32 protein-coding genes are annotated in these 22,689 nt (G+C 31.9%); 27 read left to right on the top strand and 5 right to left on the bottom strand.

Annotated features, from left to right (window positions below; translation table 11 throughout):
• Nucleotides 1-180 precede the first annotated feature (180 nt).
• The 5 genes from WFH39_RS01420 (at nt 181) to WFH39_RS01400 (ending at nt 4,126) form a co-directional block, all read left to right on the top strand.
• Entirely contained in the window at nt 181-513 is a 333-nt protein-coding gene (locus WFH39_RS01420; RefSeq protein WP_214590931.1) for an ArsR/SmtB family transcription factor, read from the top strand.
• 17 nt (nt 514-530) lie between these two features.
• Complete coding sequence (locus WFH39_RS01415) at nt 531-1,067, top strand: DUF6428 family protein (RefSeq protein WP_336688516.1); 537 nt, start codon at nt 531-533, stop codon at nt 1,065-1,067.
• Nucleotides 1,068-1,188: 121 nt separating this feature from the next.
• A complete protein-coding gene (locus WFH39_RS01410) occupies nt 1,189-1,611 on the top strand; it encodes an arsenate reductase ArsC (protein WP_235129586.1) in 423 nt (140 codons plus the stop codon).
• 379 nt (nt 1,612-1,990) lie between these two features.
• Nucleotides 1,991-3,049 (top strand): hypothetical protein, encoded by a 1,059-nt coding sequence (locus WFH39_RS01405; RefSeq protein WP_336688515.1) that lies wholly within the window; start codon nt 1,991-1,993, stop codon nt 3,047-3,049.
• A gap of 210 nt (nt 3,050-3,259) precedes the next feature.
• Nucleotides 3,260-4,126 (top strand): hypothetical protein, encoded by an 867-nt coding sequence (locus tag WFH39_RS01400; RefSeq protein WP_336688514.1) that lies wholly within the window; start codon nt 3,260-3,262, stop codon nt 4,124-4,126.
• A gap of 128 nt (nt 4,127-4,254) precedes the next feature.
• Here WFH39_RS01400 and WFH39_RS01395 read toward each other — a convergent pair whose 3' ends face one another.
• Entirely contained in the window at nt 4,255-5,097 is an 843-nt protein-coding gene (locus WFH39_RS01395; RefSeq protein ID WP_336688513.1) for a tyrosine-type recombinase/integrase, read from the bottom strand.
• A 209-nt stretch (nt 5,098-5,306) separates the two neighbouring features.
• Here WFH39_RS01395 and WFH39_RS01390 point away from each other — a divergent pair, with 209 nt between their 5' ends.
• The 4 genes from WFH39_RS01390 to WFH39_RS01375 all read left to right on the top strand — a co-directional run bounded on the left by WFH39_RS01390 (nt 5,307) and on the right by WFH39_RS01375 (nt 9,525).
• Nucleotides 5,307-5,642, top strand: coding sequence for a hypothetical protein (locus tag WFH39_RS01390; RefSeq protein ID WP_336688512.1), 336 nt, complete (start codon nt 5,307-5,309; stop codon nt 5,640-5,642).
• 1 nt (nt 5,643) lies between these two features.
• Nucleotides 5,644-6,654: a Shedu anti-phage system protein SduA domain-containing protein gene (locus tag WFH39_RS01385; protein ID WP_336688511.1), complete on the top strand. Its 1,011-nt coding sequence runs from the start codon at nt 5,644-5,646 to the stop codon at nt 6,652-6,654.
• A gap of 163 nt (nt 6,655-6,817) precedes the next feature.
• On the top strand, nt 6,818-7,876 hold the full coding sequence (locus WFH39_RS01380) for a M15 family metallopeptidase (protein ID WP_336688510.1): 1,059 nt from the start codon (nt 6,818-6,820) through the stop codon (nt 7,874-7,876).
• 302 nt (nt 7,877-8,178) lie between these two features.
• Nucleotides 8,179-9,525 (top strand): C1 family peptidase, encoded by a 1,347-nt coding sequence (locus tag WFH39_RS01375; protein ID WP_336688509.1) that lies wholly within the window; start codon nt 8,179-8,181, stop codon nt 9,523-9,525.
• A 179-nt stretch (nt 9,526-9,704) separates the two neighbouring features.
• Here the strand turns inward: WFH39_RS01375 and WFH39_RS01370 are convergent, their stop codons facing one another.
• Nucleotides 9,705-9,929 carry a helix-turn-helix domain-containing protein gene (locus tag WFH39_RS01370; protein WP_336688508.1) on the bottom strand — a complete coding sequence of 75 codons (225 nt, stop codon included), beginning with the start codon at nt 9,927-9,929 and terminating at the stop codon, nt 9,705-9,707.
• Between the two features lie 46 nt (nt 9,930-9,975).
• Complete coding sequence (locus WFH39_RS01365) at nt 9,976-10,236, bottom strand: hypothetical protein (RefSeq protein WP_336688507.1); 261 nt, start codon at nt 10,234-10,236, stop codon at nt 9,976-9,978.
• A gap of 314 nt (nt 10,237-10,550) precedes the next feature.
• Here WFH39_RS01365 and WFH39_RS21185 point away from each other — a divergent pair, with 314 nt between their 5' ends.
• The 5 genes from WFH39_RS21185 (at nt 10,551) to WFH39_RS01340 (ending at nt 13,949) form a co-directional block, all read left to right on the top strand.
• Nucleotides 10,551-10,724 carry a SymE family type I addiction module toxin gene (locus WFH39_RS21185; protein ID WP_442891693.1) on the top strand — a complete coding sequence of 58 codons (174 nt, stop codon included), beginning with the start codon at nt 10,551-10,553 and terminating at the stop codon, nt 10,722-10,724.
• A 503-nt stretch (nt 10,725-11,227) separates the two neighbouring features.
• Nucleotides 11,228-11,554: a hypothetical protein gene (locus WFH39_RS01355; RefSeq protein WP_336688505.1), complete on the top strand. Its 327-nt coding sequence runs from the start codon at nt 11,228-11,230 to the stop codon at nt 11,552-11,554.
• Entirely contained in the window at nt 11,529-12,251 is a 723-nt protein-coding gene (locus WFH39_RS01350; protein WP_336688504.1) for a TauD/TfdA family dioxygenase, read from the top strand. The genes WFH39_RS01355 and WFH39_RS01350 overlap by 26 nt, the downstream gene beginning before the upstream one ends.
• A gap of 51 nt (nt 12,252-12,302) precedes the next feature.
• The gene (locus WFH39_RS01345) at nt 12,303-13,211 is read left to right on the top strand and encodes a hypothetical protein (protein ID WP_336688503.1); all 909 of its coding nucleotides are present in this window, start codon (nt 12,303-12,305) and stop codon (nt 13,209-13,211) included.
• Between the two features lie 243 nt (nt 13,212-13,454).
• The gene (locus WFH39_RS01340) at nt 13,455-13,949 is read left to right on the top strand and encodes a hypothetical protein (protein WP_336688502.1); all 495 of its coding nucleotides are present in this window, start codon (nt 13,455-13,457) and stop codon (nt 13,947-13,949) included.
• Between the two features lie 57 nt (nt 13,950-14,006).
• On the opposite strand, the gene WFH39_RS01335 is transcribed toward WFH39_RS01340, so the two are convergent.
• Entirely contained in the window at nt 14,007-14,225 is a 219-nt protein-coding gene (locus WFH39_RS01335; protein ID WP_336688501.1) for a helix-turn-helix domain-containing protein, read from the bottom strand.
• A gap of 97 nt (nt 14,226-14,322) precedes the next feature.
• On the opposite strand from WFH39_RS01335, the gene WFH39_RS01330 reads away from it, so the two are divergent.
• The 13 genes from WFH39_RS01330 to WFH39_RS01270 all read left to right on the top strand — a co-directional run bounded on the left by WFH39_RS01330 (nt 14,323) and on the right by WFH39_RS01270 (nt 22,414).
• Nucleotides 14,323-14,490 carry a hypothetical protein gene (locus WFH39_RS01330; RefSeq protein WP_336688500.1) on the top strand — a complete coding sequence of 56 codons (168 nt, stop codon included), beginning with the start codon at nt 14,323-14,325 and terminating at the stop codon, nt 14,488-14,490.
• 154 nt (nt 14,491-14,644) lie between these two features.
• Nucleotides 14,645-15,247 carry a short chain dehydrogenase gene (locus tag WFH39_RS01325; RefSeq protein ID WP_336688499.1) on the top strand — a complete coding sequence of 201 codons (603 nt, stop codon included), beginning with the start codon at nt 14,645-14,647 and terminating at the stop codon, nt 15,245-15,247.
• 15 nt (nt 15,248-15,262) lie between these two features.
• On the top strand, nt 15,263-15,730 hold the full coding sequence (locus WFH39_RS01320; RefSeq protein ID WP_336688498.1) for a DinB family protein: 468 nt from the start codon (nt 15,263-15,265) through the stop codon (nt 15,728-15,730).
• A 62-nt stretch (nt 15,731-15,792) separates the two neighbouring features.
• On the top strand, nt 15,793-16,278 hold the full coding sequence (locus WFH39_RS01315) for a hypothetical protein (RefSeq protein WP_336688497.1): 486 nt from the start codon (nt 15,793-15,795) through the stop codon (nt 16,276-16,278).
• Nucleotides 16,279-16,304: 26 nt separating this feature from the next.
• Nucleotides 16,305-16,829, top strand: a complete 525-nt coding sequence (locus tag WFH39_RS01310) for a hypothetical protein (RefSeq protein WP_336688496.1) — start codon at nt 16,305-16,307, stop codon at nt 16,827-16,829.
• A gap of 416 nt (nt 16,830-17,245) precedes the next feature.
• Nucleotides 17,246-17,779 (top strand): hypothetical protein, encoded by a 534-nt coding sequence (locus tag WFH39_RS01305; RefSeq protein ID WP_336688495.1) that lies wholly within the window; start codon nt 17,246-17,248, stop codon nt 17,777-17,779.
• Between the two features lie 34 nt (nt 17,780-17,813).
• Nucleotides 17,814-18,560 carry a hypothetical protein gene (locus tag WFH39_RS01300; RefSeq protein WP_336688494.1) on the top strand — a complete coding sequence of 249 codons (747 nt, stop codon included), beginning with the start codon at nt 17,814-17,816 and terminating at the stop codon, nt 18,558-18,560.
• 107 nt (nt 18,561-18,667) lie between these two features.
• Nucleotides 18,668-19,225, top strand: a complete 558-nt coding sequence (locus tag WFH39_RS01295; RefSeq protein ID WP_214590951.1) for a hypothetical protein — start codon at nt 18,668-18,670, stop codon at nt 19,223-19,225.
• Nucleotides 19,226-19,452: 227 nt separating this feature from the next.
• Nucleotides 19,453-20,298, top strand: coding sequence for a metallophosphoesterase family protein (locus tag WFH39_RS01290; RefSeq protein ID WP_336688493.1), 846 nt, complete (start codon nt 19,453-19,455; stop codon nt 20,296-20,298).
• Nucleotides 20,299-20,320: 22 nt separating this feature from the next.
• Nucleotides 20,321-20,668, top strand: a complete 348-nt coding sequence (locus WFH39_RS01285) for a hypothetical protein (RefSeq protein ID WP_336688492.1) — start codon at nt 20,321-20,323, stop codon at nt 20,666-20,668.
• Between the two features lie 255 nt (nt 20,669-20,923).
• Complete coding sequence (locus WFH39_RS01280) at nt 20,924-21,841, top strand: IS1595 family transposase (RefSeq protein ID WP_336688491.1); 918 nt, start codon at nt 20,924-20,926, stop codon at nt 21,839-21,841.
• Between the two features lie 4 nt (nt 21,842-21,845).
• A complete protein-coding gene (locus tag WFH39_RS01275; RefSeq protein ID WP_336688490.1) occupies nt 21,846-22,199 on the top strand; it encodes a hypothetical protein in 354 nt (117 codons plus the stop codon).
• Nucleotides 22,200-22,249: 50 nt separating this feature from the next.
• Nucleotides 22,250-22,414 (top strand): hypothetical protein, encoded by a 165-nt coding sequence (locus WFH39_RS01270; protein WP_336688489.1) that lies wholly within the window; start codon nt 22,250-22,252, stop codon nt 22,412-22,414.
• Here the strand turns inward: WFH39_RS01270 and WFH39_RS01265 are convergent.
• On the bottom strand, nt 22,389-22,655 hold the full coding sequence (locus WFH39_RS01265; protein WP_336688488.1) for a hypothetical protein: 267 nt from the start codon (nt 22,653-22,655) through the stop codon (nt 22,389-22,391). The two genes, WFH39_RS01270 and WFH39_RS01265, sit on opposite strands and share 26 nt — an antisense overlap.
• Nucleotides 22,656-22,689: the final 34 nt, after the last annotated feature.

Here is a 22,689-nt window from a genome sequence, read left to right as displayed (position 1 = left end):
AAGTTGCGCAAGACCTCCGGAGTACTCCGGAAATCTAAAACAACCTTATTTGGAACTAGCGGAGATGACGATAGCGCGGATTGTGACATAGGTTGTTTTTATTCTTACAAGAAAGAAAATAAAAGTTTGTAAGTTTAAAATCTATATCGTAATATTGCAATATAAAATTAAAGAAAAAAAATGGGAGCAACTAAAACAGACCATTTTACAGACCAACAAAATACGGTTGCAACACTTTTAAAAGCGTTGGGGCATCCTGCAAGGGTGGCAATTATAGAATATTTAATGAAAGTTGATACTTGTATTTGTGGTGATATTGTAAACGAACTGCCACTTGCACAGCCTACTGTTTCACAACATCTGAAAGAACTCAAAAATGCAGGGCTGATAAAAGGCAGCATTGAGGGAAATTCAATCTGTTATTGCATTGAAGAAGAAGCTATCGAGAAGTTGCAAAATTATTTCGCCAACATTTCAATAAAACTTTCTAACAAGAAAAACAACTGCTGTTGAACTAAAAACAAATAAAAATGAAATTATCACAAGTAAAAGCACTTTTGCCTACATTAGACAATGTTACGTTTAAATTGGAAAACGGAACTTTCGTTCCTGAACATTTTCACGTTACCGAAATCGGAATGGTTACTAAAAGCTTCATCGATTGCGGCGGAACAGTACGCCAAGAAAAAATGGTAAACTTTCAGTTGTGGAATGCAAACGACCTCGAACATCGTTTGAAACCCATAAAGCTTTTAAACATCATCGAGCTTTCGGAAAAGCAATTGAACATTGAGGATACTGAAATTGAAGTTGAATATCAAAGCAATACAATCGGAAAATACGGGCTGGCTTTTGACGGGGTAAATTTTATTTTGCAAAACAAAACAACGGCTTGTCTGGCAAATGACAAATGCGGAATTCCGCAGGAAAAACAAAAAGTAAATTTATCTGATCTCACAACGCAATCGGCTTGCTGTACCGTTTCATCGGAAAACGTTAAAAATAATTGCGGCTGTAACGCCAATGTTGATGAAACTGTAAGTTCCGACAAAAATGCTTGCTGCTGATGAAATCTTTTTTCATAAAACACAAAAAGCCAATTATTATAACAACTTCGGTTATTGTGTTACAGCTCATATTCGGTTTTGATCCGAAATTTTTCATCATAAACATCATTTGGTTATTCGTATGACATATAGAAAGAAAATTCTGGTGCTTTGCACGGGCAATAGCTGCAGAAGCCAAATTGCAGAAGGATATCTGAGGTATTTTGCAAATAATAAAGCAGATATTTACAGTGCAGGGGTGGAAACACACGGGGTGAACCCCAAAGCCGTTGCCACAATGCAGGAAGATAACATTGATATTTCAAAACACACTTCAAATAATATTAAAGAATATTCCGACATTGAGTTTGATTTTGTAATTACAGTTTGTGACAACGCAAAAGAACGTTGTCCCTATTTTCCGAGCAAGGCAAAAAAATTTCATCAAAACTTTCCAGATCCGGCAAAGGTTACCGGAAAAGAAGAAGAGATTAAAGAGGAGTTTAGAAAAGTAAGACAACAAATAAAAGACTATTGCCAACAGTTTGTCGCAGATAATTTATAGCCCGGTTTCGCGATTTTACAATATGGAAATTAAAGTTACAGATTGCAAATCTGCGACATCGGGAGTATATTTTAAATGAAAGAATGAAAAAAATATATTTGATATTTTTATTGCTCCGATAGCGCGGATTTGTAATCCGTGATTTTATAATATGGAAATTACAAATCCGAGACATTGGGTGAACGAACGACTTCGATTGGACTTTTGTCCTAAAAATCTCCGCCTTCGGTAATATATAAACAGGCTTTTGGAAAGATTGCGAATTTTGTAGTAAATCTCGTATACATTACACAAGAAACTTTATCTTTAACAGAAAATAATCGTTTCCGAAGCCAGTAACTTTGGCAAGCACCGGAACGTTAGCAGCAATTAGAAAAAAATGGGAACTACACACAGGGTATATGGACTCAAAGAAAAAAACATTCCTCTTTCTCAATTATTTAAAGATATTAAATTAATCAATGATTCTTTATGTATGGGTGATAAGAAGTCTTTTTATTACCGATTTATTTTGAAAACGCCTGAGCTTATAGATAAACTTAATTCAATGTTCGAAATTAACTTTCACCACTTCAATTCAACTTTTTATCTTTCGGACTATGATAAGTTACTAAATTTGTTTGAGATAGCTCCAAGTGCACAAAGGTTTTCATTTTCAAATAAATTAGAGAAGAGTGAAAGAGTAAATTATTTGTACTACTCGCTAGAAATAGAACAGTCCAAACTAAGTGCGACAGTTGTACCTTCAATAACGGAGGACTTCTTGCAAATGAAGAAAGAACTAATTGAGATTTTTGAAACGATCAAAACACAACGACTAATTAATCTGAGAAATGACGAGTTGGTAACTCTTGTAGATAATTTAATAGATACCAACCTTATTCCAAACGCAACATTTTCATATAAAAGTAATGGAGTAACATTTTCAGCAAGTGCTAATTTTGTTCCTAAAGGTAGTAACCAAATAAGACCTTCCGGAATTAAATTAAAATTTGATGAAGATTATATAAGATTAAATGGAGGTGTTGCTAATGCTTCAAAGCAACTTTATGAGGGACTAAATAATGTTTTTGATAAAAGTAAATATAAAATAAAGGGAAGCGTCAGCTTTGTATATGATACGGAAATGTATAACATTTTGAGTAAGATGGATTTTTTAGATTTTAATATTTATGCCTTTATTGATTTAAACAGGAATTTAAATTTTACAGCTGATTATTTAGAATTAACATCAATTAACGGAGGACATATTTCTTTAAATAATTTTGACTGGAAAAATAGCGAGTCTAATTATTTAGACAATAGAATTTATCTAGAATTGAATAATTCTAATGAATATGAGCTTCAAATAGCAGTTTCAAAGCAAATAAATGAAGAATATTATTTCAATATAGAATTATTAATTGACAAAGAATTAGAGTATTTAGGAATGGAATAAAACTGCCATTAAAAAGTATTGCCAATAGCTAAGGCTGAGTGGCTTTGATTGGGCATTTGTGAAAGTTTCAACTTTCGTTATTCTATTGAACCTTGGTGCTAAAAATCCCCGCCTTTGGCAATACCCAAACCGTTAGCTGTAATAATATAAAATTATGTCCCTAGAAAGTTTAACCCGATAGCACGGATTTGCAATCCCTGATTTTACAATATGGAAATTAAAGTTACAGCTTGCAAATCTGCCACATCGGGAGAAAATATTTTAAATGAAAGAATGAAAAAAATATATTTGATATTTTTATTGATTTTTTTATCTAATTTTAAATGTCAAGACATTAATAGAGTTAAAATTAGAGATTCTTTAGCAACAGCTGTATATGATAATAAGATGAAATTGAGTAATGAGTTAATTACAAATTTTAAAAATTTAGACTATTCAAAACTCAATAAGAAAATCATTAAAGATATAGGGTTTAAAAATTTAAAAAGTAAAAATATAATTTTCTATTATAATGGCTATTGTGATCATTATATCGATGACGACCTATTCTCCATTCATTTTTGTGCTTACAAGACCATATGCCCCGCATATAACCAAACTCATTTTTGGACAGAGAAAACAATAAAATACATCGTGAGCAAATACAATATTAATTTGATTCCTTATTTGGGTTACGTGGATAGTTTTATAACTGACGATAAACCTTACCAGACTTTTGAAGAAAAAATTAAACCGTATTATTATGATAATTCTAAAGATATAATACTAACAGCAAAGAATGAATCTAAAGGATTGTTTATTGAAAAATATAAAAACCAGAATGGAAGTAAAACTGAAGATATCTTACCATTTTATTACTTTTCTAACAAAGGAGAAAAAAGTGAGTTAATCTTAAGAAAAATTCAGGGGAAAGCAGAAAATTATCAATCCATATTTATTTCTTTTGAAAACATAAAAGATAAAATTGTTATTGTTAGATTCAAGTATAATCAAGACGAATCGGGAGAATTTCAAGATAGTAAATATAAAGTCTATCAATATAAAAATAAAAAATGGAAAGAAATTCCCCTCAGATAAGAGTATAAATCAACTTATTAAATCCGATAGCGCGGATTTGTAATCCGTGATTTATAATATGGAAATTAAAGTCACGGACTAGAAATCTGCAACATCGCGAGAATTATACTGCTTTTGTGAAGCGTTTTTTACAAGTAATCTAAAGGACTTTTGACTTTACTTTTGGAAATATCTGTAATATGGGTGTAAATTTCTGTGGTTTTAATATCGTTATGCCCTAAAAGTTCTTTAATTATTCTGATATCTGTACCGTTTTCTAAAAGATGCATTGCGTAAGAATGGCGCAGTGTATGAACAGTTGCGGGAGAACTGATGTTTGCCCTTTTCAATGAGTTTTTCAATACCTGCTGCACACTTCTTTTTGAGTATTGTTCTGTATTTTGACCTTCAAACAAGTACGTTTTCGGCTGATACATTTTAAAATAAACTCTCAATAATTCCAGCAATTTGGGAGAGAGGTTTACAAATCTGTCCTTCTTCCCTTTTCCCTGCCTGATCAAAAGAACAGATTCCTGAGATTTTATATCCGATATTTTCAATTCCAGAACTTCACTTAATCTTAGACCACACGAATAGATGGTAGTAAGGAGAGCTTTATGCTTTATATTTTCGGTACATTCAAGGATCTTTTTTACTTCGTTACAGGTAAGAAATTTAGGCAGCTTTGTTTCTCTTCTTTTAGGATACAGATGTTTAAGATTGATATCCTTACTAAATAATAATTTGTAAAATTTAGCAATACTCGAAAGAATAATGCTTTGATGCGATGCAGAAATATGATGTTTATTAATTTTCCAAAAGATAAACTTTTCAACATCTTCTAAAGAAATATCAAGCGGATCTGTATACTTTTGAGAAGCCATACTCAAAAAATTCTGAAGAGCACTTGAATAGTTTTTTACAGACGATGAACTGTATCTTTGAATAATTAATTTCTCTTTGTAAGAATCTACAAGCGAAATAATTTCCATGGTTAAGTTTTCATCAAATATATAAAACTTCACCCATACAAAAAAATAAAAACCTCAGAAAAATATACTTTACAAGCTTTAAATCAGTAGTTTAATCAATATTATTGAGTTGATTATAAAATGAATGGACGCATGTTATAAATGTGAATTTGATGAAATGCGTAAATTTAAATGTTATCTGTAAGCGTTAAAACAAAAATCTACAAAATATGAATTCTTTAGATAAATTAATTGAAGCTATTCAACAGAAGAAAATAATTGAATTTGAATATAATAAACCTGGTAAAACTCCCGGGAAAAGAATTGGAGAACCCTATGCTATTTTTATATTGACTTCAAAGGAAGGGAAAATAAGTACAAAAGTACATATAGTTCAAATTGATGGTGTTTCAGATACAAAAGATACAAATCCTTTTCCTGAATTTCGTATGTTTAATATTGAAGAATTATCAAATATTAATATTACCGACAAAACATTTTTTGAATTTAACCCAAAATATAATCCTGAATGGGAAGGTTATAAAGATGTGATAGAAAAAATTTAGAATGAGCACTCCATATCATTTAGAAGTTTTCAAAGGAAATAACAAGAGATTATTTATTAATTATTCCGGTATAACAGGAGATGTTGCTGATGAGTCGCTTAAATTTAATATTTATGCAACAAATAATTTTGGAATACCAATATTTACAGAAGAACTATCCGTTGATGAAATAAGAAAATTATATAATCATCTAAGCGCTATTTCAGTTGTAACAGAAGGTGCAATCAAGTCATCCAAAATTATTGAAACCACTGAAGAAATTAATCTGCTAATTCAAAAATTAGAAGAATCTGACTTAGAAACCATTGCTATTTTGTTACAGAAGTTTGAATCTGATGATAAAATAAAGGGATTATTATCTGCATTAGATAAAATTGAGATAGAACATTTACACGGGGCTTTTCATCATAAATATATGATAGAAGAAATCTCATATCTTGAAATGCTAATTGAACTTGAATTAAATTATAACATAACAAGTGAAATAGATAGTTATCCTAATTTACTTAAATATAAGGCAGGCCAACCTGAAAAAATTTTTCAAAATTGGATAGAAAACAATTTATGGGTATTTGGTATTGAATATATTAAGCATCACGACGCTAGAAAAATCGCTCTATTTTCAGAAGGAGATTTACTAATGGAATCATTAGATGGATATCTAGATTTGATTGAACTAAAACGTCCAAAACATACACTTCTAAAATACGATGAAAGTCATAGTTGCCATTATCCCCATAATGAACTCTCCTTAGTTCTTGGTCAATCTTTATTCTATTTGCAAAAACTTTCAGAGTATAAATTGAATATTGAAAATGAGTATAAAACAAAAGTTTTGATGCCAAGAGTTAAGATAATCATTGGAAATACCTCAGCGTATGATGAAAATCAATTACATTGTTTAAGAATGATAAATTCAGATTTAAACTCAATCCAAATAATAAGTTATTCAGACCTTATTAAATATGGTAAATTGCTAATTGAAAGCTACGAAAAATATGATACCTACTGATAATGATATAGTGGCTAAAGTGCTACGATTGAGCATTTTTGCCAGATTGAAAAATAGTAAATCTATTGAACTTTTGTACTAAGTCCCAACCTTCTGTAATATCCGGAAAGTTGTGCGTAAGAAAATAGCTTAAGAAAAAAAACATTAATTAAACAAGATAAATATGCCTGTAAGTACTTTCGAACACCCTTTATTTGGTCGCATAGAATTTCGCACTGCAAGTCAGGAATGGAAGCGTGGAGACAAAATAGAATTTATAAGTGGGTTTAACCTGAGTGATGTTACACCCATTTTTATACCACAACTCAAAAATGTTCCTGGTTCAAATAAAGGAAAGCTATCATTTCATAAAAGAGGACATGCTCAGCTTTTGAACGTATTCAATGAAATTGAAGCCAGAGGATTATTACATTTTGTTAAAACATGTGCAGGAACATTGAACCCAAGGCTTCGGAAACCTACAAGTGGTGCATTAAGCAAGCTTCCATCTAATCATGCCTTTGGAATTGCCATTGATCTTAATGAGAATGATCCAGGGTTTGGGGATTCCGTAGCACCTGTAGCACATATTTTTCAGAGATTTGGTTTTATCTGGGGCAAAGCATTCAATGATCCAATGCATTTTGAATTAAATAAATTTTTAACTGCTACTGAAGTAACTGAAGGTGCATACGTGAGATATGATGCAACCAAACAACATGTTTTTAATCGCGGTGTGGCACCTGACAGCTTTCTTGATCAATTAGTAGCGTGGGGAAAACAAGCTGATGATGAAATATTTGAAAGAAATAATTTTAGCGATATATATTCTAATGTAAAGAACACACTTGGCCCATGGCGAAATCTCAAACATAGAAGAGCAGTAATGTTGGAAGTAATGAGAGTTCTTGCAGGTTACGAATCTTCTTGGAACTGGAATGAAGGTAGAGATGTCACCAATACAAACTCAATAACCCCAGAATCTATAGAAGCCGGTGCCTGGCAAGTAAGTGCGGACTCTATGAACTTTGGATTAGAATTAAAAAATCTTGTGCTAAATGCAGTTGGAACAACTGACGGCAAATCTTTCCAGAAATTAATGAAAGAAAATCATGATTTAGCCATGGAATATGTAGCCAGATTATTACGTCGCACTGTTAAACATCATGGTCCAGTTTTAAGACATGAAATTGATCCATGGCTACGAAAGGATGCAGTTGACGAGTTCGAAAGATTAATTTGATTTAATATCAAGGTAGAAAAAAGGACTTTTTTTGAAATATAGTTTTTGATAATGATTTACCAATTATTTTTTGTGGTATAAGACTAATCCTATTTCTTAAATAAAAAGGTTCTACATTTCTACGCACAACCAAGCATTGCCAAAAGCGGAGGCTGAACTTTTATTAGAAATTTATACAAGATTCAACAGCAGTAATTCTATTTACCTTTTGTGCTAAAAAACCAAACCTTCGGCAATATCCGAACACTTAGCCGCAATTAATAAGGTTAATAATCGAAACAAAATCTATTAAACAATTCAATATGAAAACCATTTTACTAACTGTTGTATCATTATTAAATTTCTGTATATGCTTCGGACAAGAGGTTTTTACCGGCTCCATATTAATCGAAGAAACAGAGTATGCTGGAATTGCAGGCAACTTACCTCAAACATCAGTTGCCAGCCTCCCTTCATCAATTGATTTATCAATGTATTTACCCCCTGTCGGAAACCAAGGGAATCAAAATTCATGTGTTGCCTGGGCTATTGCGTATGGTGCACAAACCTATTATGCAAAGAAAGTAAAAGAAAATTGGTCTTTTACCAATAGTAATGGACAGTTGAATTATGATAATCTCTTTTCTCCAAGTTTTGTTTATAACCAAATAAATGGTGGTGTTGATAATGGCAGCAGTTACATCAACGCTTTAAACCTACTTAAGAACCAGGGAGTTTGCACATGGAGTTCAATGCCATATTCTGATAATGATTTTCGGTCAGCTCCAACTCAAACGGCAAAACGACAAGCTATCAATTTTAAAATTGAGCGCTATTTTCGACTTGGTGAAAGACAAAATTTGTTTTCAGATGTAAAAGAACAATTGGCAAATTCCCATCCAGTTATTGCAAGTGCTATTTCTGACATTAATTACCTTAGAGGTGGGTATGGAAACAATCCAAATACACCTTATGTGTGGCAAACTATAGGGAATTTTGACCCAAGGATGGGACATGCTATCCTAATCGTTGGGTATGACGACAATCGTCAAGCGTTTAAGTTTCTTAACTCTTATGGTAACACATGGGGTAATAATGGATTTGGATGGATTAGCTATTCAGTTTTTAATGGTGTAGTAAGGCAGGCTTTTACAATGAAGCCTTCTTTCGCAGACTCATATACTGTAAATAATATCATAACAGAAAACAGAAATAACTTAAACAATAATGATATCAACATAGGGCTAAACCTGATTGTTACAAGTGTACATCACATGAATAGCTTTTCACATCCACAAATTTTACCGCAAAATAGATATATGACCATTACTGGTTTGCTTTCAGTTCCTAATAACACAGGAAATTCTGCTCAAATTATTATTTATTATTATTTAGTTGATCCAAGTGGGAGAAGGACTCCGTTGCAAGGGCTTATTCCTGAATTTAAATTACAATCAGGACAAGCAATGTCATCTACACCTCCAATTTCAACTTCTCAAAGACTTATCAACTTGGGTTGGTATTCTACAATTCCATATTTTGCATTTCCACGATTCGCTTCATTTTCAACACCACCACAAACTTATGTTGTTGAGGCTGAACCAGCATTAATTATTGACAATTACCCAGTAAGGCTTGGAACAACATTTAGGTTCACTGTTACACAATGATAATTAATAATGCTAACAAATAAAAACTACGGCTAACAGCAGTTTCACAAAATTGTGGCGTTTGGGATTCATCAAAATTGGTAATTTCTTAAACTAAACATTGTCTATATTTGCAATAAAAAAAATTGAAAACCAACAACTTATTGAATAAAAAACATTATTCTATCAGCTAAAAACTTCTACCCCACTTCAAAATCAAACAATTCTTGCGGATGTACTTCTAAACCTTTCGCCAATTCCTGTATGGTAGAAATTCTAACATCAACTTCTCCTTTTTCAATTTTGCTGATATTACTATGGTCGACATCACATTTTTGAGCTAATTCCCGATAGCTTAATCCTAATTCTTTTCTAAATTTTTCAATTCTTTTCCCAAAAGCTATCCGAAATTCAATTCTATCCATTTCATTGTAAATATAACGTGGTGATTTAGAAAGTTTCCAATTGTTCTCAGACTTTATCCAGTCCAGAATAATACTCTTCAAAATCAAAAATAATATCAAATAATTCTTTTGGATGTATTCTTAATCCGGTAGCAATTTCAATGAAAGTACTGAGCTGACAATCGATTTTGTTATTGGCAACATCACTAATTCTTGCCGCTGTAACATTGCACTTTTCAGAAATCTTAGAATAAGGAACCTCTCCTTTTATTTCTTTTATTTTTTCTGAAACCAGTTTTTTGATTTCATCGGTCTTAAATTCATTCATAACTACACTCTTTTGTGCAAATTGAAATTATTAGTATAAATTATCATTACCGAATTCGGTAATGATAAAAATATTTTTACTACATTTGTCGAGCAAATAATTAATTAGAACAATCTTATATCTTCTGATGAAAAATAAAATCATTAAATGGACAAAAATTTGCTTATTTAGAGATAAAACACGATTTATCATATACCCTTGGTTTGTATAGGCAGGAAGTTCAGGTATTTTTACAGCTTCCTCCTGTACAGCCAGAAAAATGTAAAAACAAATAACCAAAACCAAATTTATCATTTAACAACACATCATGATAAATTCAAGAAAACTTAAAATCCATTCAAGATTTTCAGAAAAGCAGCAATCAACTCATCATCGTTCCGGAAATCCGCCTCAGAGGAAAATGGCTTGATGAGCTGGGTTTCGGAAAAGGAAAAACTATACACATCCAGCAAAAGAAAAAGAAGCTCACCATTACTGTTGCGAACTAGTATAATCTGAAAATGCATTTCGTTTCCCGCAGACTGCGCGAGACTTCCTGCGTTTGCAGGAAATGTAAAACAACCCTGTTTGTAAACTCCTGCAACTGCATTTGCTTTCCCGCAAGTTGCGCAAGACTTCCGGAGTACTCCGGAAATGTAAAACAACCTTGTTTGTAATCTCCTGCGACCTTGTTTGGTTTCCCGCAAGTTGCGCAAGACTTCCGGAGCACTCCGGAAATGTAAAACAACTTTGTTTGGAACTAACGGAGATGACGATAGCGCGAATTTGTAATCCTTGATTTTACAATATGGAAATTAAAGTCACGGATTGCAAATCTGCAATATCGGTGAATATTAAGCAGAAGAAAAACAAGATCATCATTACGGTAGATGAATTATCAATAAAATTCAATTTGAAAAACTGTAATCTTTATACTTTTTGGAGCTAACTTTTGCTTTTTGAAAATTAAAATTCTTATATTCGGCTCCTTATATTTAAAAACTAAATACGGATGAAAATCGAATTAGAAACCCTACTTTCATTTGAACATGAAAAATTTCCCAAAATTCTGGACATAGATATTGATGAAAATTCCTCCTCCATTGGCGAACTCATTTCAAAAATTCACGAACTTTTACACATCCCTACTAATTTTGAACTAAAGTGGGAGCATCTAACAGAGAAAATATCGTGTACATATTATTTCATTGAAAAAAAAGAATTTAACGAGTACACTATGATTACGGATCTGGAAGAAAAGATTTCTGGTTTCCCTAAACACGGGCAGGACGGAGCATTACATTTATTTATAGATGGAAACACAAAACTTGTTAATTAATTACAGATGGAGAGAAGATCTTCTCAATGATCAGGAAATCAAGAAAAATTTACAGCAAGAAAGAAATTTAGTTATAATAAAAGACTTTCCGTTAGATGATGAAGAACTGGAAACATTCATCAGCAGATTGGGAATTGCTGTACATGAAAGACGAAATAATAAAGGCAAAGCGGTTTTTGATGTAAAAATAGCCCGTCTTAATAATTTCTTCACATCCATTGCAAATTCTAACTTAGAATTTCCTTTACATACGGATTGTGCCGATTTTGATGTAATTCCGAACGTTATAGGTTTGCTGTGTGCAGAACCTGCAGATCATAATGAAGGCACAAATAAGTTTATGTTTCTTCATACGTTACTGGATCATTTACCGCAAGATGAAGTACAGAAACTTTCAGAAAAAAAATGGAAATTCAGAAATCGGCAGAGAAGTATTTTGCAAATAGAAAATGGAAGGTATACAATCTGTTATGACAGAATTACTATGGAATCCTTTTCGAAATTAAATCCTGACGAAATTGAAGAATTAAATAAACTGGATGCACTTTTCAAACGTTTTTCCTTTAGCATTAAACTGGAAAAAGGTGATTTAATCTTATTCAGAAATGATCTGTTGTTGCATGGAAGAGAGAAAATTAATATCAACTCCCAAAGACTGCTGAAAAGAATCAGATTCTCAATTGATAATTTTTCCTAAAGAAAATTTTGCTTCCACAATCTTTTAAAAAACTAATAAAATTACAGATCCATGAGTTTTTATTTCACTATTCAATCAGAAAAAGAAATCACGTACAGACAATTAATCAATGAGTTACCTCTCGAAAATATAGAATTTGGTCACTTAGAAGACATTGATGATTATATTGGCGAAAATAATTACAAAGCTTTTATTAAAAACAAATCTACACGCGGCGTAAATTTAAGCTATCGCGAACAAAACTATTCCGTAAGCCTGAATGTAATTGCCAGTGAAACCGATTTTGAAATTGCATTACTTATTGTTGAAGCCCTTTCCAAACTTACAGAGGCTGAAATATTACCGGAAGACAGAGAAAATCCTATCGACATAGTTACTTTTAGAAACGATTATGATAAGAACTGGATAGAAGAAGAAAAATATCTGGGAGTAAGTATTTTCTTAGACAAAATCGGTAATGAAGGAGATACGTTAGAAATAGCATGCTGTTATATGAGTTATCTGGTAGGTCCCGATATTCATAAAAAGCTGGATGCAGGTTCCGAGAAATCTTATTACAAAGGATTAGTAAGCTATATCAGCAGCACACAATTTTGGGACAGAGAAAAATACCACATTCCAAGTATTATAAGATTTACAGATAAAGATACGGGTGAAGATAAGGAGCTTGTTCTTTTATACCAAAATGGAAATCAGTTTCTAAGCAAAGCAGATGAAGTAGTTTTATCAGACGGAGAATCCAGAATTAAAATTCCGTATGATAAAATAAAATTACTGGCAACTGAAAAATTTCATTTAGTAGATGAGAAACAATATGTGGTGGATGAATTAACGGATGAAGAGTATAAAAGTATTTATCAGAAGGCAATGGAAATTTCTTCTGTAAATAAGGCTGAAAATACAACAAAGCCAGAATCTGAAATCAAAACCCCAAAGAAATGGTGGGAATTTTGGAAGTAATGACGGGTTGAAATGAAACATTTGTGAAAATTGCTTTATATTTTTTTTGAATCTCCATTAAACAACCTATTACTATGCACTGATATGAAAATCAATTATTTATAACAGGCACTTCGACAAGCTCAGTGTGACACCTCTAATACTAAACGCTTGATTTATAGCGATGTCAAGCTGAGCCTGTCGAAGCTTTAGGTTAATAAACGTACAATCAAAATATTTTTAGTAAAACAAAAAAACAGGACTATGAATTTCAGACAAATTTTATCAAAACCAGAAAAGAAAATAAAAGTAATTTTAACGTATAGGATTGACGAATCTGATATAAAAAATTCTGAATTTGCTAATTTTAAAATTGTGGATTTTTCCGACGTTCTTCAAAAAAATAATTATGATCCTTTAAAAGATTCAGAGCTGAATAAACTTGAATATCTTTCTAAAGTGATTATCAGCTCGGAAGATAATATTGTAATTTACAACACAGGATCGAATCTGGAAGACTTTGATACCCTGTCTGAAATGTTAAAGCCGTACGAATTAATCATCGACAATATTTTAGTCCCCAACGAATCCAAAAGAAAACAACAACTTATTGATGGACAAAAAGCGTATAGAGAGCATAATCGCTGGCTGAATTTTTATCCCGGAGAAATTGAAGAGAATCATAAGTATTTTGAACAGAGAATTAACACCTTAAAAGAAAAGTATAGAAATACTGAAACAAAAATATCAGAGATCTAAATCCTGATAACCCGATGTCGCGGATTTGTAATCCGCGACATCGGGTGAAATAATATATCATTTTAAATCCACCAGTTCTGACAAAGAAACTTCCAAAGCAGCAGCCAATTCCAGCAAAGTATAAAGTGTAGGATTTACTTTTCCGTTTTCCAATTTTTCAATTGCCTGTCGGTCTTTATTACAGGCACGGGCAAAATCCGACTGGCTCCACCCTTTCTGTTCGCGAAGCCTAATAATTCTTTTACCCAATTCTGTCTTTAGCTGTTCTCTGGTCATAATTCAAATGTCAGCTAATTTGCTTACAAAATTGTCATACAAAAAGTTGACAAATTGAATTTTTTTTATACATTTGTCATATAAAAATACGACAACAATGAATCCAAGAAAACTTAAAATCCATTCAAGATTTCAGAAAAGCAGCAACCGACTGATCACCGTTCCGGAAATCCGCCTCAGAGGAAAAATAGGCTTCGGAAAAGGAAAAATGGTGAATATTCAGCAAAAGAAAAATAAACTGATTATTACCGTCGATGAGTTATAAATATGATATGATGTATTTGTTATTCGCAACATTTAGTTACAAAATTCAATCATAAAAAACTCAAATTTTGCACTCTTTTTGGTAAAATACTTTCAGTACCTTTGATTATATCTGAAATTTCAGAAAATTACTCATCATCAATAAACATCACAGCATGAAAATACTCATCATTGGCGGTAACGGAACCATCGGAAAAACAGTAGCAGTACATTTTAAAGAGAACAACGAAGTGGTAATTGCCGGAAGAAATTCCGGAGATCTAACGGTAGATATTGCAGACAGCCATTCCATTAAAGAAATGTTCGAAAAAATTGGAAAACTGGATGCCATCATCTGTATTGCCGGTGAAGCAAAATGGGCAGATTTCAAAGACCTTACCGAAGAAGATTATTATATCGGACTGAAAAGCAAACTGATGGGGCAGGTCAACCTTGTGCGTATCGGAAAAGATTATCTGAATTCCAATGGTTCTATAACATTATCTACAGGAATTTTAGCGGATGATCCGGTTGTTCAGACTGCAAGTGCAGCAATGGTGAACGGCGGAATCCACAGCTTTGTACAGGCGGCAGCACTGGAACTGGAAAACGGAATCAGACTGAACGTTGTCTCTTCCGGAATGGTGGAAGACGCTTATGAGAAATACAGAGATTATTTTCCGGGACACAACCCTATTCCGATGAAAAAAGTCATCAACGGTTATGTAAGAAGCGTAAACGGAAAAGGAAACGGAGAAGTCATCAGAATTTACAACTAAAAAATAAAAGGTTGAATGATGAATAAACTGCCGAAATATTTACATGATCTTGAAGAAAAAATCTCAAAACACACTGTTTCAAATCCTGAAATTTCGAAATCGACTGTAGGATGGCAAATAGAACATATTCTGCTGACAATTAATGCCATCATTGAAAACATAGAAAAATCTGATCCCAAAAATTATAAATGGAGCTTTAAGCTTTCGAAAATTATGGTTTTTGCGTTGAATAAAATTCCCAGAGGTCGTGCAAAATCGCCCAAAGTAGTCACTCCGGGACATTATGATGAGCAGACTTTAGAGCAGCATTTGCAATTCACCAAAACGAAAATCAGGCAATTGGAAAACCTTGATCCCAATAAATATTTCAACCATCCCTTTTTCGGAGATTTAAAACTGAAAAAGGCAATTAAATTTCTGGAAATACACACGAATCATCATGTGGAAATCATTAATGATATTTTGGAGAGTAAAAATATATAAGTTCACAAGTATTTGTCCTTTCTGAGAATAACAATAATATGTACAAATAAAAGCTAAAATTCATGAAGCTGAAATTCGTTTTTATTTTAATTTCCTTCTTTCTTTATTCGTGTAAAAAAGAAAATAAAAATACGGAAACTAAAATACAGAGTAATATACACTCTGAAATTTCAACTGACATCAATTCTCTTCAGAAATTAATTAATTTATCTAAATTCAGACCAGAGAAAGTGAAATTTAAATATGTTTTTATTGATAATTCCGAAGGAAGAATTCCCGGTCCATCCGATTCTTTTTTGGAAGCTGTTATATGTTTTGATGAACAGACAATGAAAAAAATATGGGATCTGGATAAAAACACAGATTTTGTATTTCCTAATTATACGAAAAAGGATTTTGAATTTGACTGGCTGAATGAAGATATTATACGCGAACTTAAAAAATCTGATAGTTTGAAAGCAGCTCATCCTGATTTTATTTTTGACACGGAAAACGGAAAATGTTGGTATCTGAAAAACAAAATTTTATTCATTAAAACAGTAAATTAATTTAAAATAATAATTAAACTGTATTGATGACGAACAATAATCAACTCTTCCACATTATCTGGACAACTTATAATGAATATCCTGTCTGGGATAGAAACGGCTGTTGGAAAAAACTTACTGATACTTACTCGAAATTACGCCACCAGAATATAAGCTGCACATTATCCCACGATTTACCCGACGAATATATCAATAAAACTCCACAAAACAACAGGATTCTTTTGCAGGAAAAATCTATAAACCAATTGAGAACTGAGATTCATGAACTTTGCAGAGAAAACAACGACAGAGTAATTGACGGACTTGAAATTAAAGCGCTTCATATTAACGAATCAAAAGTTGAAATAGTCGTGCTTTCGAATATAAAAGTACTCAATCAGAAAATTTCAAGACTGAAAAGCAAAACCTCTTCTGCCCTGTTAAGTTCAAAATATACCGAAGAATTTTCCGGAAACAAAATCTGGGGAAAAGGGTTTTGGTATTCAATGATTTTAAACAAAGAAGATTTGGCGATTGCAATGATACAGAATGGTTTTTCTAAAGAATTTTGAGGAATATGGATTAATTATAAGATTTAATCTGGAAAATAAACCTACCACATCCAAAAACTTATAGAATTGAAAATGAATAAATAAGCATTATTTAAAATTATAAATAGCTGAATTTAACGTTGGAAATTAACCTGATTTCCACTTATTCAATTTGCGGATTTGTAAAGTAAATTCTATATTTGCCGAAATCAAAAACTAAAAACCGTTGAAATATTTAAATTATACCACAAAAATTACTTTTTATTTGTAAAAGTGTTATTCTATATTTTAACACTTAAAGACACAAGAAAAATTTTATTTAAAATCTACCGCTTACAATCAGTCATATCTTTTATAAAAAAGATCCGTTAAAAGATTAAAAAACACAAAGCCAGAATTTTAAATCCTTAAAAAGACCAACATTTAAATAAAACATAATGACCAAACAATTAAAGTTTGCAGTTGTATTATTACTAACAGTTGCAAGCATGAATGCAAATGCTCAGAAAAAAGCACCTGCAAAAGCCACAAAACCTTCTACAGAAAGCAAATCTTCAAAACCAAGCAAGCAGGAAACAATGGATTGGATAGCCGGAAAAATGAAGGAAAACCTAGGATCATACAGAACATTTGTTTCTTATTCCGACGGAAAATTTGTCTATAAAAAGCCATATGAAAGAGAAAACAACTTCTGCACAACAACGATTGATCTTAATAAAATTACAGGAATGAATTCTGAATATTCAGACGATTTTTATGTAACAGGAAAAGGCTGCATGTCAACAATTTGCGATAATGAGACTAAAGCAAGTAGTTATCAGACATTTTCCATGAGCGGTCCCAACTATAATGACTATTCAGCTCCGTTCAATTTTACCCCGGATCAGATTTTAGTAGAAAGGTTAAAAAAAGCGGTTACGACTTTAATTGAATACAACGGATCAAAGAAAGAAGAAGGAGAAGCTTTTTAAAATATCATAAACAAATATTCTTAAAATTAATAACATGAAAAATAAATCAATTTTAGCAGCATCTTTTTTTGCTGTTTCCTTAACGCTTATCTCTTGTGGAGAAAAACCTCAAAACATAGAAATGGGAAAAGAATTCAAAGTATATGAAAATCCCATTACCGTTTTAAAAGTAGAAGAAAGCAAAATTCTCAGAAACGACAAAGATTCTACCCTGCTTTTTGCTCCCAATGGAAAAAAGTATGTTTATGCAGAAGTGAAAAATCCTAAAAATGAAATGATTTTCATAAAAGCGTTCAGTAAAGATGTGGAGGTAAAATATGATGACGATTTATCTTTGTCAGATTACAAACATGATATCGACAAAGGATTTACCGATGATTACTTCCTGATTGATGACAACAGCTCGATTGATAAATTAGTGATTACAGATCCATCAGAATCGCAATTTGTTTTGACAAATCCAAAAATTACAAAATCTACTACTGCAATTTCTCCCGAAGCTCAGAAAATAGTAGACTCTTTCGCTAAAGAAATAAATCTTTTAAATGCTTTTGCTCCATATGTAAAAGATGGTAAAGACGTTCTTTCGATCACAAAAGACGAGGGAGATTTGCCTGTTAACCGTTTGAGCATGAAAGCTGAAGTAAATTACTTTTCCCCGGATGGAAAGCTGTATATCTTTAAAGTAACCGATATTATTAAAAACATAGCAAAAGTGTATACAACCTGGGAAAATGGGAAAATTACAAGCATAGTAGTAAAGCCTCATTACAGACAATAAAACAAATCTTAATAAATAGAGGAAGATTATTTGGAATTCTTGCTCTTTAAAATTTAAATAATAAAGTTTTCAACAAGATTTTGTTGAAATTCTATAAAACGTATACAATGAAAAAAATTAATTTACTTTTACTGATTTTCGGATTCTCCTTTACGATGTTTCAGGCACAAACTTCTAAAAAAAGCATCAATGAAAATCATTTCAAAACATCAGATCTTGTAGATCTTGACTTAAGCAGCAAAGGGTATAATGTAATTACCAAAGCTCCAAAAGGAGCCAGAATAATTCAGGATGGAAAAGATATTGCTGTTTATGGAGGGAAATTTTTCAAAATGACTTTTTCTAAACAAGATTTTTCAAATCCATTTAATGAAGATGAAAAATACAGCAATATTGCCGAGAAAGTAGCAGATATTAAAACATTAGCAAGCGATAAAGAAATGAATCCTGGCTTTGTAAAATTTGAAGCAGAAGATAAAAACGGTTTCCTGAACAGAAGTACAGTAGGCGGTCTATCATTTACTTATGGAGTAAAAGCCGGAGATAATGCCATTATGATCTCTGATGGTATTACTTATGATATATCACCCGATAAATTTACAAAGTATACCGATGAAGATATAAGAGTAATGTATGAAGCTGCAAAAGCAACGGTAGCAAAATAATTATAAAAGTTCTACAAAGAGTATTTTCATCAGCTCTTAGTTCTGTGAAAGTTTCAGAGTAAACAATACAGAATCCCGGACTTCAGGTTCGGGATTTTTTATATCAGAATAAATGGAAATCGCAAAAACTGTTTTTCCTTTAATTGTTTTCGATATATTTGTTTTCCATATTAGTTTCTAAAATTCTAAAAAACTGATATCCGAAAATAAAATAACCAAACTCAAATATGAAAATTGCTCTTTTCTCAGACATTCACGGTAAAATTCTGTTACCTTTCAAACTTGTTGATCTGTACCAGAAAGAAACAGGCAGCAAAATTGATTTTATCTTACAGTGCGGAGACATGGGAGCCTATCCAAACATCGAAAACCTTGATAAAGCAACGATAAAACATGCCCAATACGATAGGGATGAACTCGGTTTTCATGATGATTTCACGAAAGAAAATCCCGAAATTAAAGCATTTTTAGACGAACTTAATATTAACATGATCTGCGTTCGCGGAAATCATGAAGACCACGATTTTTTAGATGAACTTGAAAAAGAAAATCCTGACAAAAGCATATTTCCTATCGATATCTACGGAAGAGTTTTTGTCTGCAGATCGGGCTTGGAGCAAAAATTAGAGACAGAAGACGAAGTTTTACAGTTTGTAGGAATCGGAAGAATTGGAGACCGGAAAGGCAGATCCGAAAAGCGCTTTATTCAGGATTACGAAAGAAAGGAAATCAGAAAATTGTTAAAAACTAAAAATACTTTTGATGTCCTGATTACTCACGACAAAGACGACAGCCAAAGCGGTTACGGAATGACTGAAATAAGACAAGTGCTTGACAACATAATATTCCAATATCATTTTTACGGACATACGGGAGAGCCTTTTAAAGAGGAAACAGATTCCAACGGCATTACACAGACTATTAAAATAAAGGAAATGGAATTCAACGAAGACGGAATATTAGAAAACGGCTGTATGATTATTCTCACAAAAGAAAAAGAAGAATTAAGCATTGAAGTTGTTGATCAGAAGTTGACAAATAAAATGACAAAATTTAACTGGAAGTCTCAGTAACCAGACTAAAAGACTATACAAAATGGAAGAACCGCTTACCCATCTTATCATCAACTGGATTGAGGTAGATCATCATATAATTCTGGTTGGTGCCACCGACAATGAGCGCTGGAATTTGGAAAAAGAATTTGGAGGCTCAGGAACAGATGCAAAATCTTCTGTCTGGATAATTTTAAAGGAAAATGGGAAAGGCAGAAGTGTGTCCGAAGAAGCTCATTTTTTCTGTTTTCCCGGAGATCCTGTCCGGTCTCTCGCAATGTCTCGCGTATTCGATTTGTTTGAAACTGCGTGGAACATTAAAAATCAAAATATGAATCTTGATGAAGCCAGAGAAAAGTTCTTCGGAAAAATTCTTGAGGGAATTGTTTAACGAAAATAGCTTTGCTTGTTTATAATTTTATATAAAAAATGGGAGATTTACATTGCGTATACCAACTTAAACCAAGAATTCTTACTTATGGAGCTATCTTACACGTTAAGAAAGACCAAGAAAATATATTTTTAGAAAAATACAAGATCAATAAAAATATGGCATTAACATACGAGATTACACAGAAAATTTAACATTTCTTTAGCACAGAAATTCAGAAAATTTTCGTAAATTTATGTATAATTCTTTCATTAAATGCTCAACTTTTCCAGTATTTTAGAACTTATCAGAACTTTCTCTGATGAACAATCTTGTATTGATTATCTTACACAACTTCGTTGGAATAATGGAGTTGTAAGTCCGTTTGATTCACTATCAAAAGTGTATAAATGCAAGGATAACAAATACAAATGTAAAAATACAGGAAAGTATTTTAATGTAAGAACTAAAACTATTTTTGAAGGTTCTAAAATCTCATTACAAAATTGGTTTATTGCTATCTTTCTTTATACTTCTCACAAGAGAGGTATAAGCAGTTATCAATTAGCGAAAGATTTAGCCATCACACAAAAAAGTGCTTGGTTTATTTTGCAAAGATTAAGATATGCAACCGAACATGAGGCATTTGTAAAAGAATTTGAAGGAATAGTACAGTGTGATGAAACGTTTGTAGGCGGTAAAAACAAAAACCGTCATAAAGATAAGAAAGTTGCGAATTCGCAAGGTAGAAGTTTCAAGGACAAAGTACCTGTATTTGGAGCAGTAGAAACTTCCACAGGCTTTGTAAAAGCAATTGCCGTTACAGACACTAAAGCGAAAACAATTCAACCATTATTACATAAACACATTAAACACGGCTCTCATGTAATGACGGACGAGTGGCATGCTTATAAAGGTATTGGTAAGTACTTTAATCATACTTTCGTTGATCATGGTAAGAAACAATATGCAGATGAAGGAACAACAACCAATGCAATAGAATGTTTTTGGTCACATTTAAAGCGATCAATCATTGGAGTTTATTACATTACAAGTAAGAAGCATTTGCAATTGTATCTCAATGAAATGACCTTTAGATATAATACTAAGCAAATGCGAACCGATAGAAGATTTGATTTGTTTTTAGAAAAAACTCAACAAAAAAGATTAACTTGGCAATCTTTAACAGCGTAAGAAAATGAAGAAAAAGATATTTAAAGAGTTTGAAAATCAGTATAAAAAGAAATTCAAAGACGTATCATTATTAGAAAAGTTCTTTGAAAAATACGTCTTAAACGCTATTAAAGATACTGATTTACTAAAAGAACTCAACAAAAATAACAGAAACATAAACAGTCTAAAACCTTTAGATTATTTAGAGAACGAAGCTATATTATTACGAACAATCAAAGTAACTGTACTTCTTGAATTATCTAAAGATTTTGACGAGTTTAAAAAATTTGATGAAAGGATTCAAAAAGATAAAGAATATATTCCAGACATGGAATTTGAAAGGATTATGAAATCCTTACTAAGTGTACCAAACGAGTAAAGCCCCTAATTTCAGGGGCTTTTTTATTTAACAATTTTAAAATTTACAAAATGGAAAAATTAAAATTAAAAATTGAAAAGCAAAATAAAACTTATGCTTTTAAAACTGCTGAGCAAAAGGTTAGGATTTTAGAAACAGTAGCAAAAGTCAGTGATGATTTTAAATCTTTAAAAGATAACTTTAAAGAAATTATAACTCTCCTTCATAGTAGTTAATTGCATTGCTGATAATAGCAGTTAACGTATTAAAATTTTCGTATTTTTCTCTTCTTGATTTATAATATATTAATTCAGTTGTAAGGTTAGTATGAAAAGCGCTTGTACCATCAATATCATTTAAGATTTGATCGATATGTACTAAAATACCTATTCTTGAGTCAATGGAAGTGAACGCATCTAAATTTCTTCTTAATTCTTTAAGTTTGTCGAATTGTGCTTGTGTAATTTGTTTTGCCATAATTAAAAATTTTGCCTAATATACAAAAAATGTT

This window comes from Chryseobacterium sp. MMO-72 (genome assembly GCF_037146035.1).
GTDB classification, from domain to species: Bacteria; Bacteroidota; Bacteroidia; order Flavobacteriales; family Weeksellaceae; genus Chryseobacterium; species Chryseobacterium indicum.
Note: the sequence above shows the minus strand (reverse complement) of the source record. Positions and strands in the feature narration are given on the sequence as shown.

Excerpts from the sequence above, each read along its gene's own strand:
- WFH39_RS01420 (WP_214590931.1), top strand. The coding sequence starts at position 181 with ATGGGAGCAACTAAAACAGACCATTTTACAGACCAACAAAATACGGTT.
- WFH39_RS01415 (WP_336688516.1), top strand. The coding sequence starts at position 531 with ATGAAATTATCACAAGTAAAAGCACTTTTGCCTACATTAGACAATGTT.
- WFH39_RS01410 (WP_235129586.1), top strand. The coding sequence starts at position 1,189 with ATGACATATAGAAAGAAAATTCTGGTGCTTTGCACGGGCAATAGCTGC.
- WFH39_RS01405 (WP_336688515.1), top strand. The coding sequence starts at position 1,991 with ATGGGAACTACACACAGGGTATATGGACTCAAAGAAAAAAACATTCCT.
- WFH39_RS01400 (WP_336688514.1), top strand. The coding sequence starts at position 3,260 with ATGGAAATTAAAGTTACAGCTTGCAAATCTGCCACATCGGGAGAAAAT.
- WFH39_RS01395 (WP_336688513.1), bottom strand. The coding sequence starts at position 5,097 with ATGGAAATTATTTCGCTTGTAGATTCTTACAAAGAGAAATTAATTATT.
- WFH39_RS01390 (WP_336688512.1), top strand. The coding sequence starts at position 5,307 with ATGAATTCTTTAGATAAATTAATTGAAGCTATTCAACAGAAGAAAATA.
- WFH39_RS01385 (WP_336688511.1), top strand. The coding sequence starts at position 5,644 with ATGAGCACTCCATATCATTTAGAAGTTTTCAAAGGAAATAACAAGAGA.
- WFH39_RS01380 (WP_336688510.1), top strand. The coding sequence starts at position 6,818 with ATGCCTGTAAGTACTTTCGAACACCCTTTATTTGGTCGCATAGAATTT.
- WFH39_RS01375 (WP_336688509.1), top strand. The coding sequence starts at position 8,179 with ATGAAAACCATTTTACTAACTGTTGTATCATTATTAAATTTCTGTATA.
- WFH39_RS01370 (WP_336688508.1), bottom strand. The coding sequence starts at position 9,929 with ATGGATAGAATTGAATTTCGGATAGCTTTTGGGAAAAGAATTGAAAAA.
- WFH39_RS01365 (WP_336688507.1), bottom strand. The coding sequence starts at position 10,236 with ATGAATGAATTTAAGACCGATGAAATCAAAAAACTGGTTTCAGAAAAA.
- WFH39_RS01355 (WP_336688505.1), top strand. The coding sequence starts at position 11,228 with ATGAAAATCGAATTAGAAACCCTACTTTCATTTGAACATGAAAAATTT.
- WFH39_RS01350 (WP_336688504.1), top strand. The coding sequence starts at position 11,529 with ATGGAAACACAAAACTTGTTAATTAATTACAGATGGAGAGAAGATCTT.
- WFH39_RS01345 (WP_336688503.1), top strand. The coding sequence starts at position 12,303 with ATGAGTTTTTATTTCACTATTCAATCAGAAAAAGAAATCACGTACAGA.
- WFH39_RS01340 (WP_336688502.1), top strand. The coding sequence starts at position 13,455 with ATGAATTTCAGACAAATTTTATCAAAACCAGAAAAGAAAATAAAAGTA.
- WFH39_RS01335 (WP_336688501.1), bottom strand. The coding sequence starts at position 14,225 with ATGACCAGAGAACAGCTAAAGACAGAATTGGGTAAAAGAATTATTAGG.
- WFH39_RS01330 (WP_336688500.1), top strand. The coding sequence starts at position 14,323 with ATGAATCCAAGAAAACTTAAAATCCATTCAAGATTTCAGAAAAGCAGC.
- WFH39_RS01325 (WP_336688499.1), top strand. The coding sequence starts at position 14,645 with ATGAAAATACTCATCATTGGCGGTAACGGAACCATCGGAAAAACAGTA.
- WFH39_RS01320 (WP_336688498.1), top strand. The coding sequence starts at position 15,263 with ATGATGAATAAACTGCCGAAATATTTACATGATCTTGAAGAAAAAATC.
- WFH39_RS01315 (WP_336688497.1), top strand. The coding sequence starts at position 15,793 with ATGAAGCTGAAATTCGTTTTTATTTTAATTTCCTTCTTTCTTTATTCG.
- WFH39_RS01310 (WP_336688496.1), top strand. The coding sequence starts at position 16,305 with ATGACGAACAATAATCAACTCTTCCACATTATCTGGACAACTTATAAT.
- WFH39_RS01305 (WP_336688495.1), top strand. The coding sequence starts at position 17,246 with ATGACCAAACAATTAAAGTTTGCAGTTGTATTATTACTAACAGTTGCA.
- WFH39_RS01300 (WP_336688494.1), top strand. The coding sequence starts at position 17,814 with ATGAAAAATAAATCAATTTTAGCAGCATCTTTTTTTGCTGTTTCCTTA.
- WFH39_RS01295 (WP_214590951.1), top strand. The coding sequence starts at position 18,668 with ATGAAAAAAATTAATTTACTTTTACTGATTTTCGGATTCTCCTTTACG.
- WFH39_RS01290 (WP_336688493.1), top strand. The coding sequence starts at position 19,453 with ATGAAAATTGCTCTTTTCTCAGACATTCACGGTAAAATTCTGTTACCT.
- WFH39_RS01285 (WP_336688492.1), top strand. The coding sequence starts at position 20,321 with ATGGAAGAACCGCTTACCCATCTTATCATCAACTGGATTGAGGTAGAT.
- WFH39_RS01280 (WP_336688491.1), top strand. The coding sequence starts at position 20,924 with ATGCTCAACTTTTCCAGTATTTTAGAACTTATCAGAACTTTCTCTGAT.
- WFH39_RS01275 (WP_336688490.1), top strand. The coding sequence starts at position 21,846 with ATGAAGAAAAAGATATTTAAAGAGTTTGAAAATCAGTATAAAAAGAAA.
- WFH39_RS01270 (WP_336688489.1), top strand. The coding sequence starts at position 22,250 with ATGGAAAAATTAAAATTAAAAATTGAAAAGCAAAATAAAACTTATGCT.
- WFH39_RS01265 (WP_336688488.1), bottom strand. The coding sequence starts at position 22,655 with ATGGCAAAACAAATTACACAAGCACAATTCGACAAACTTAAAGAATTA.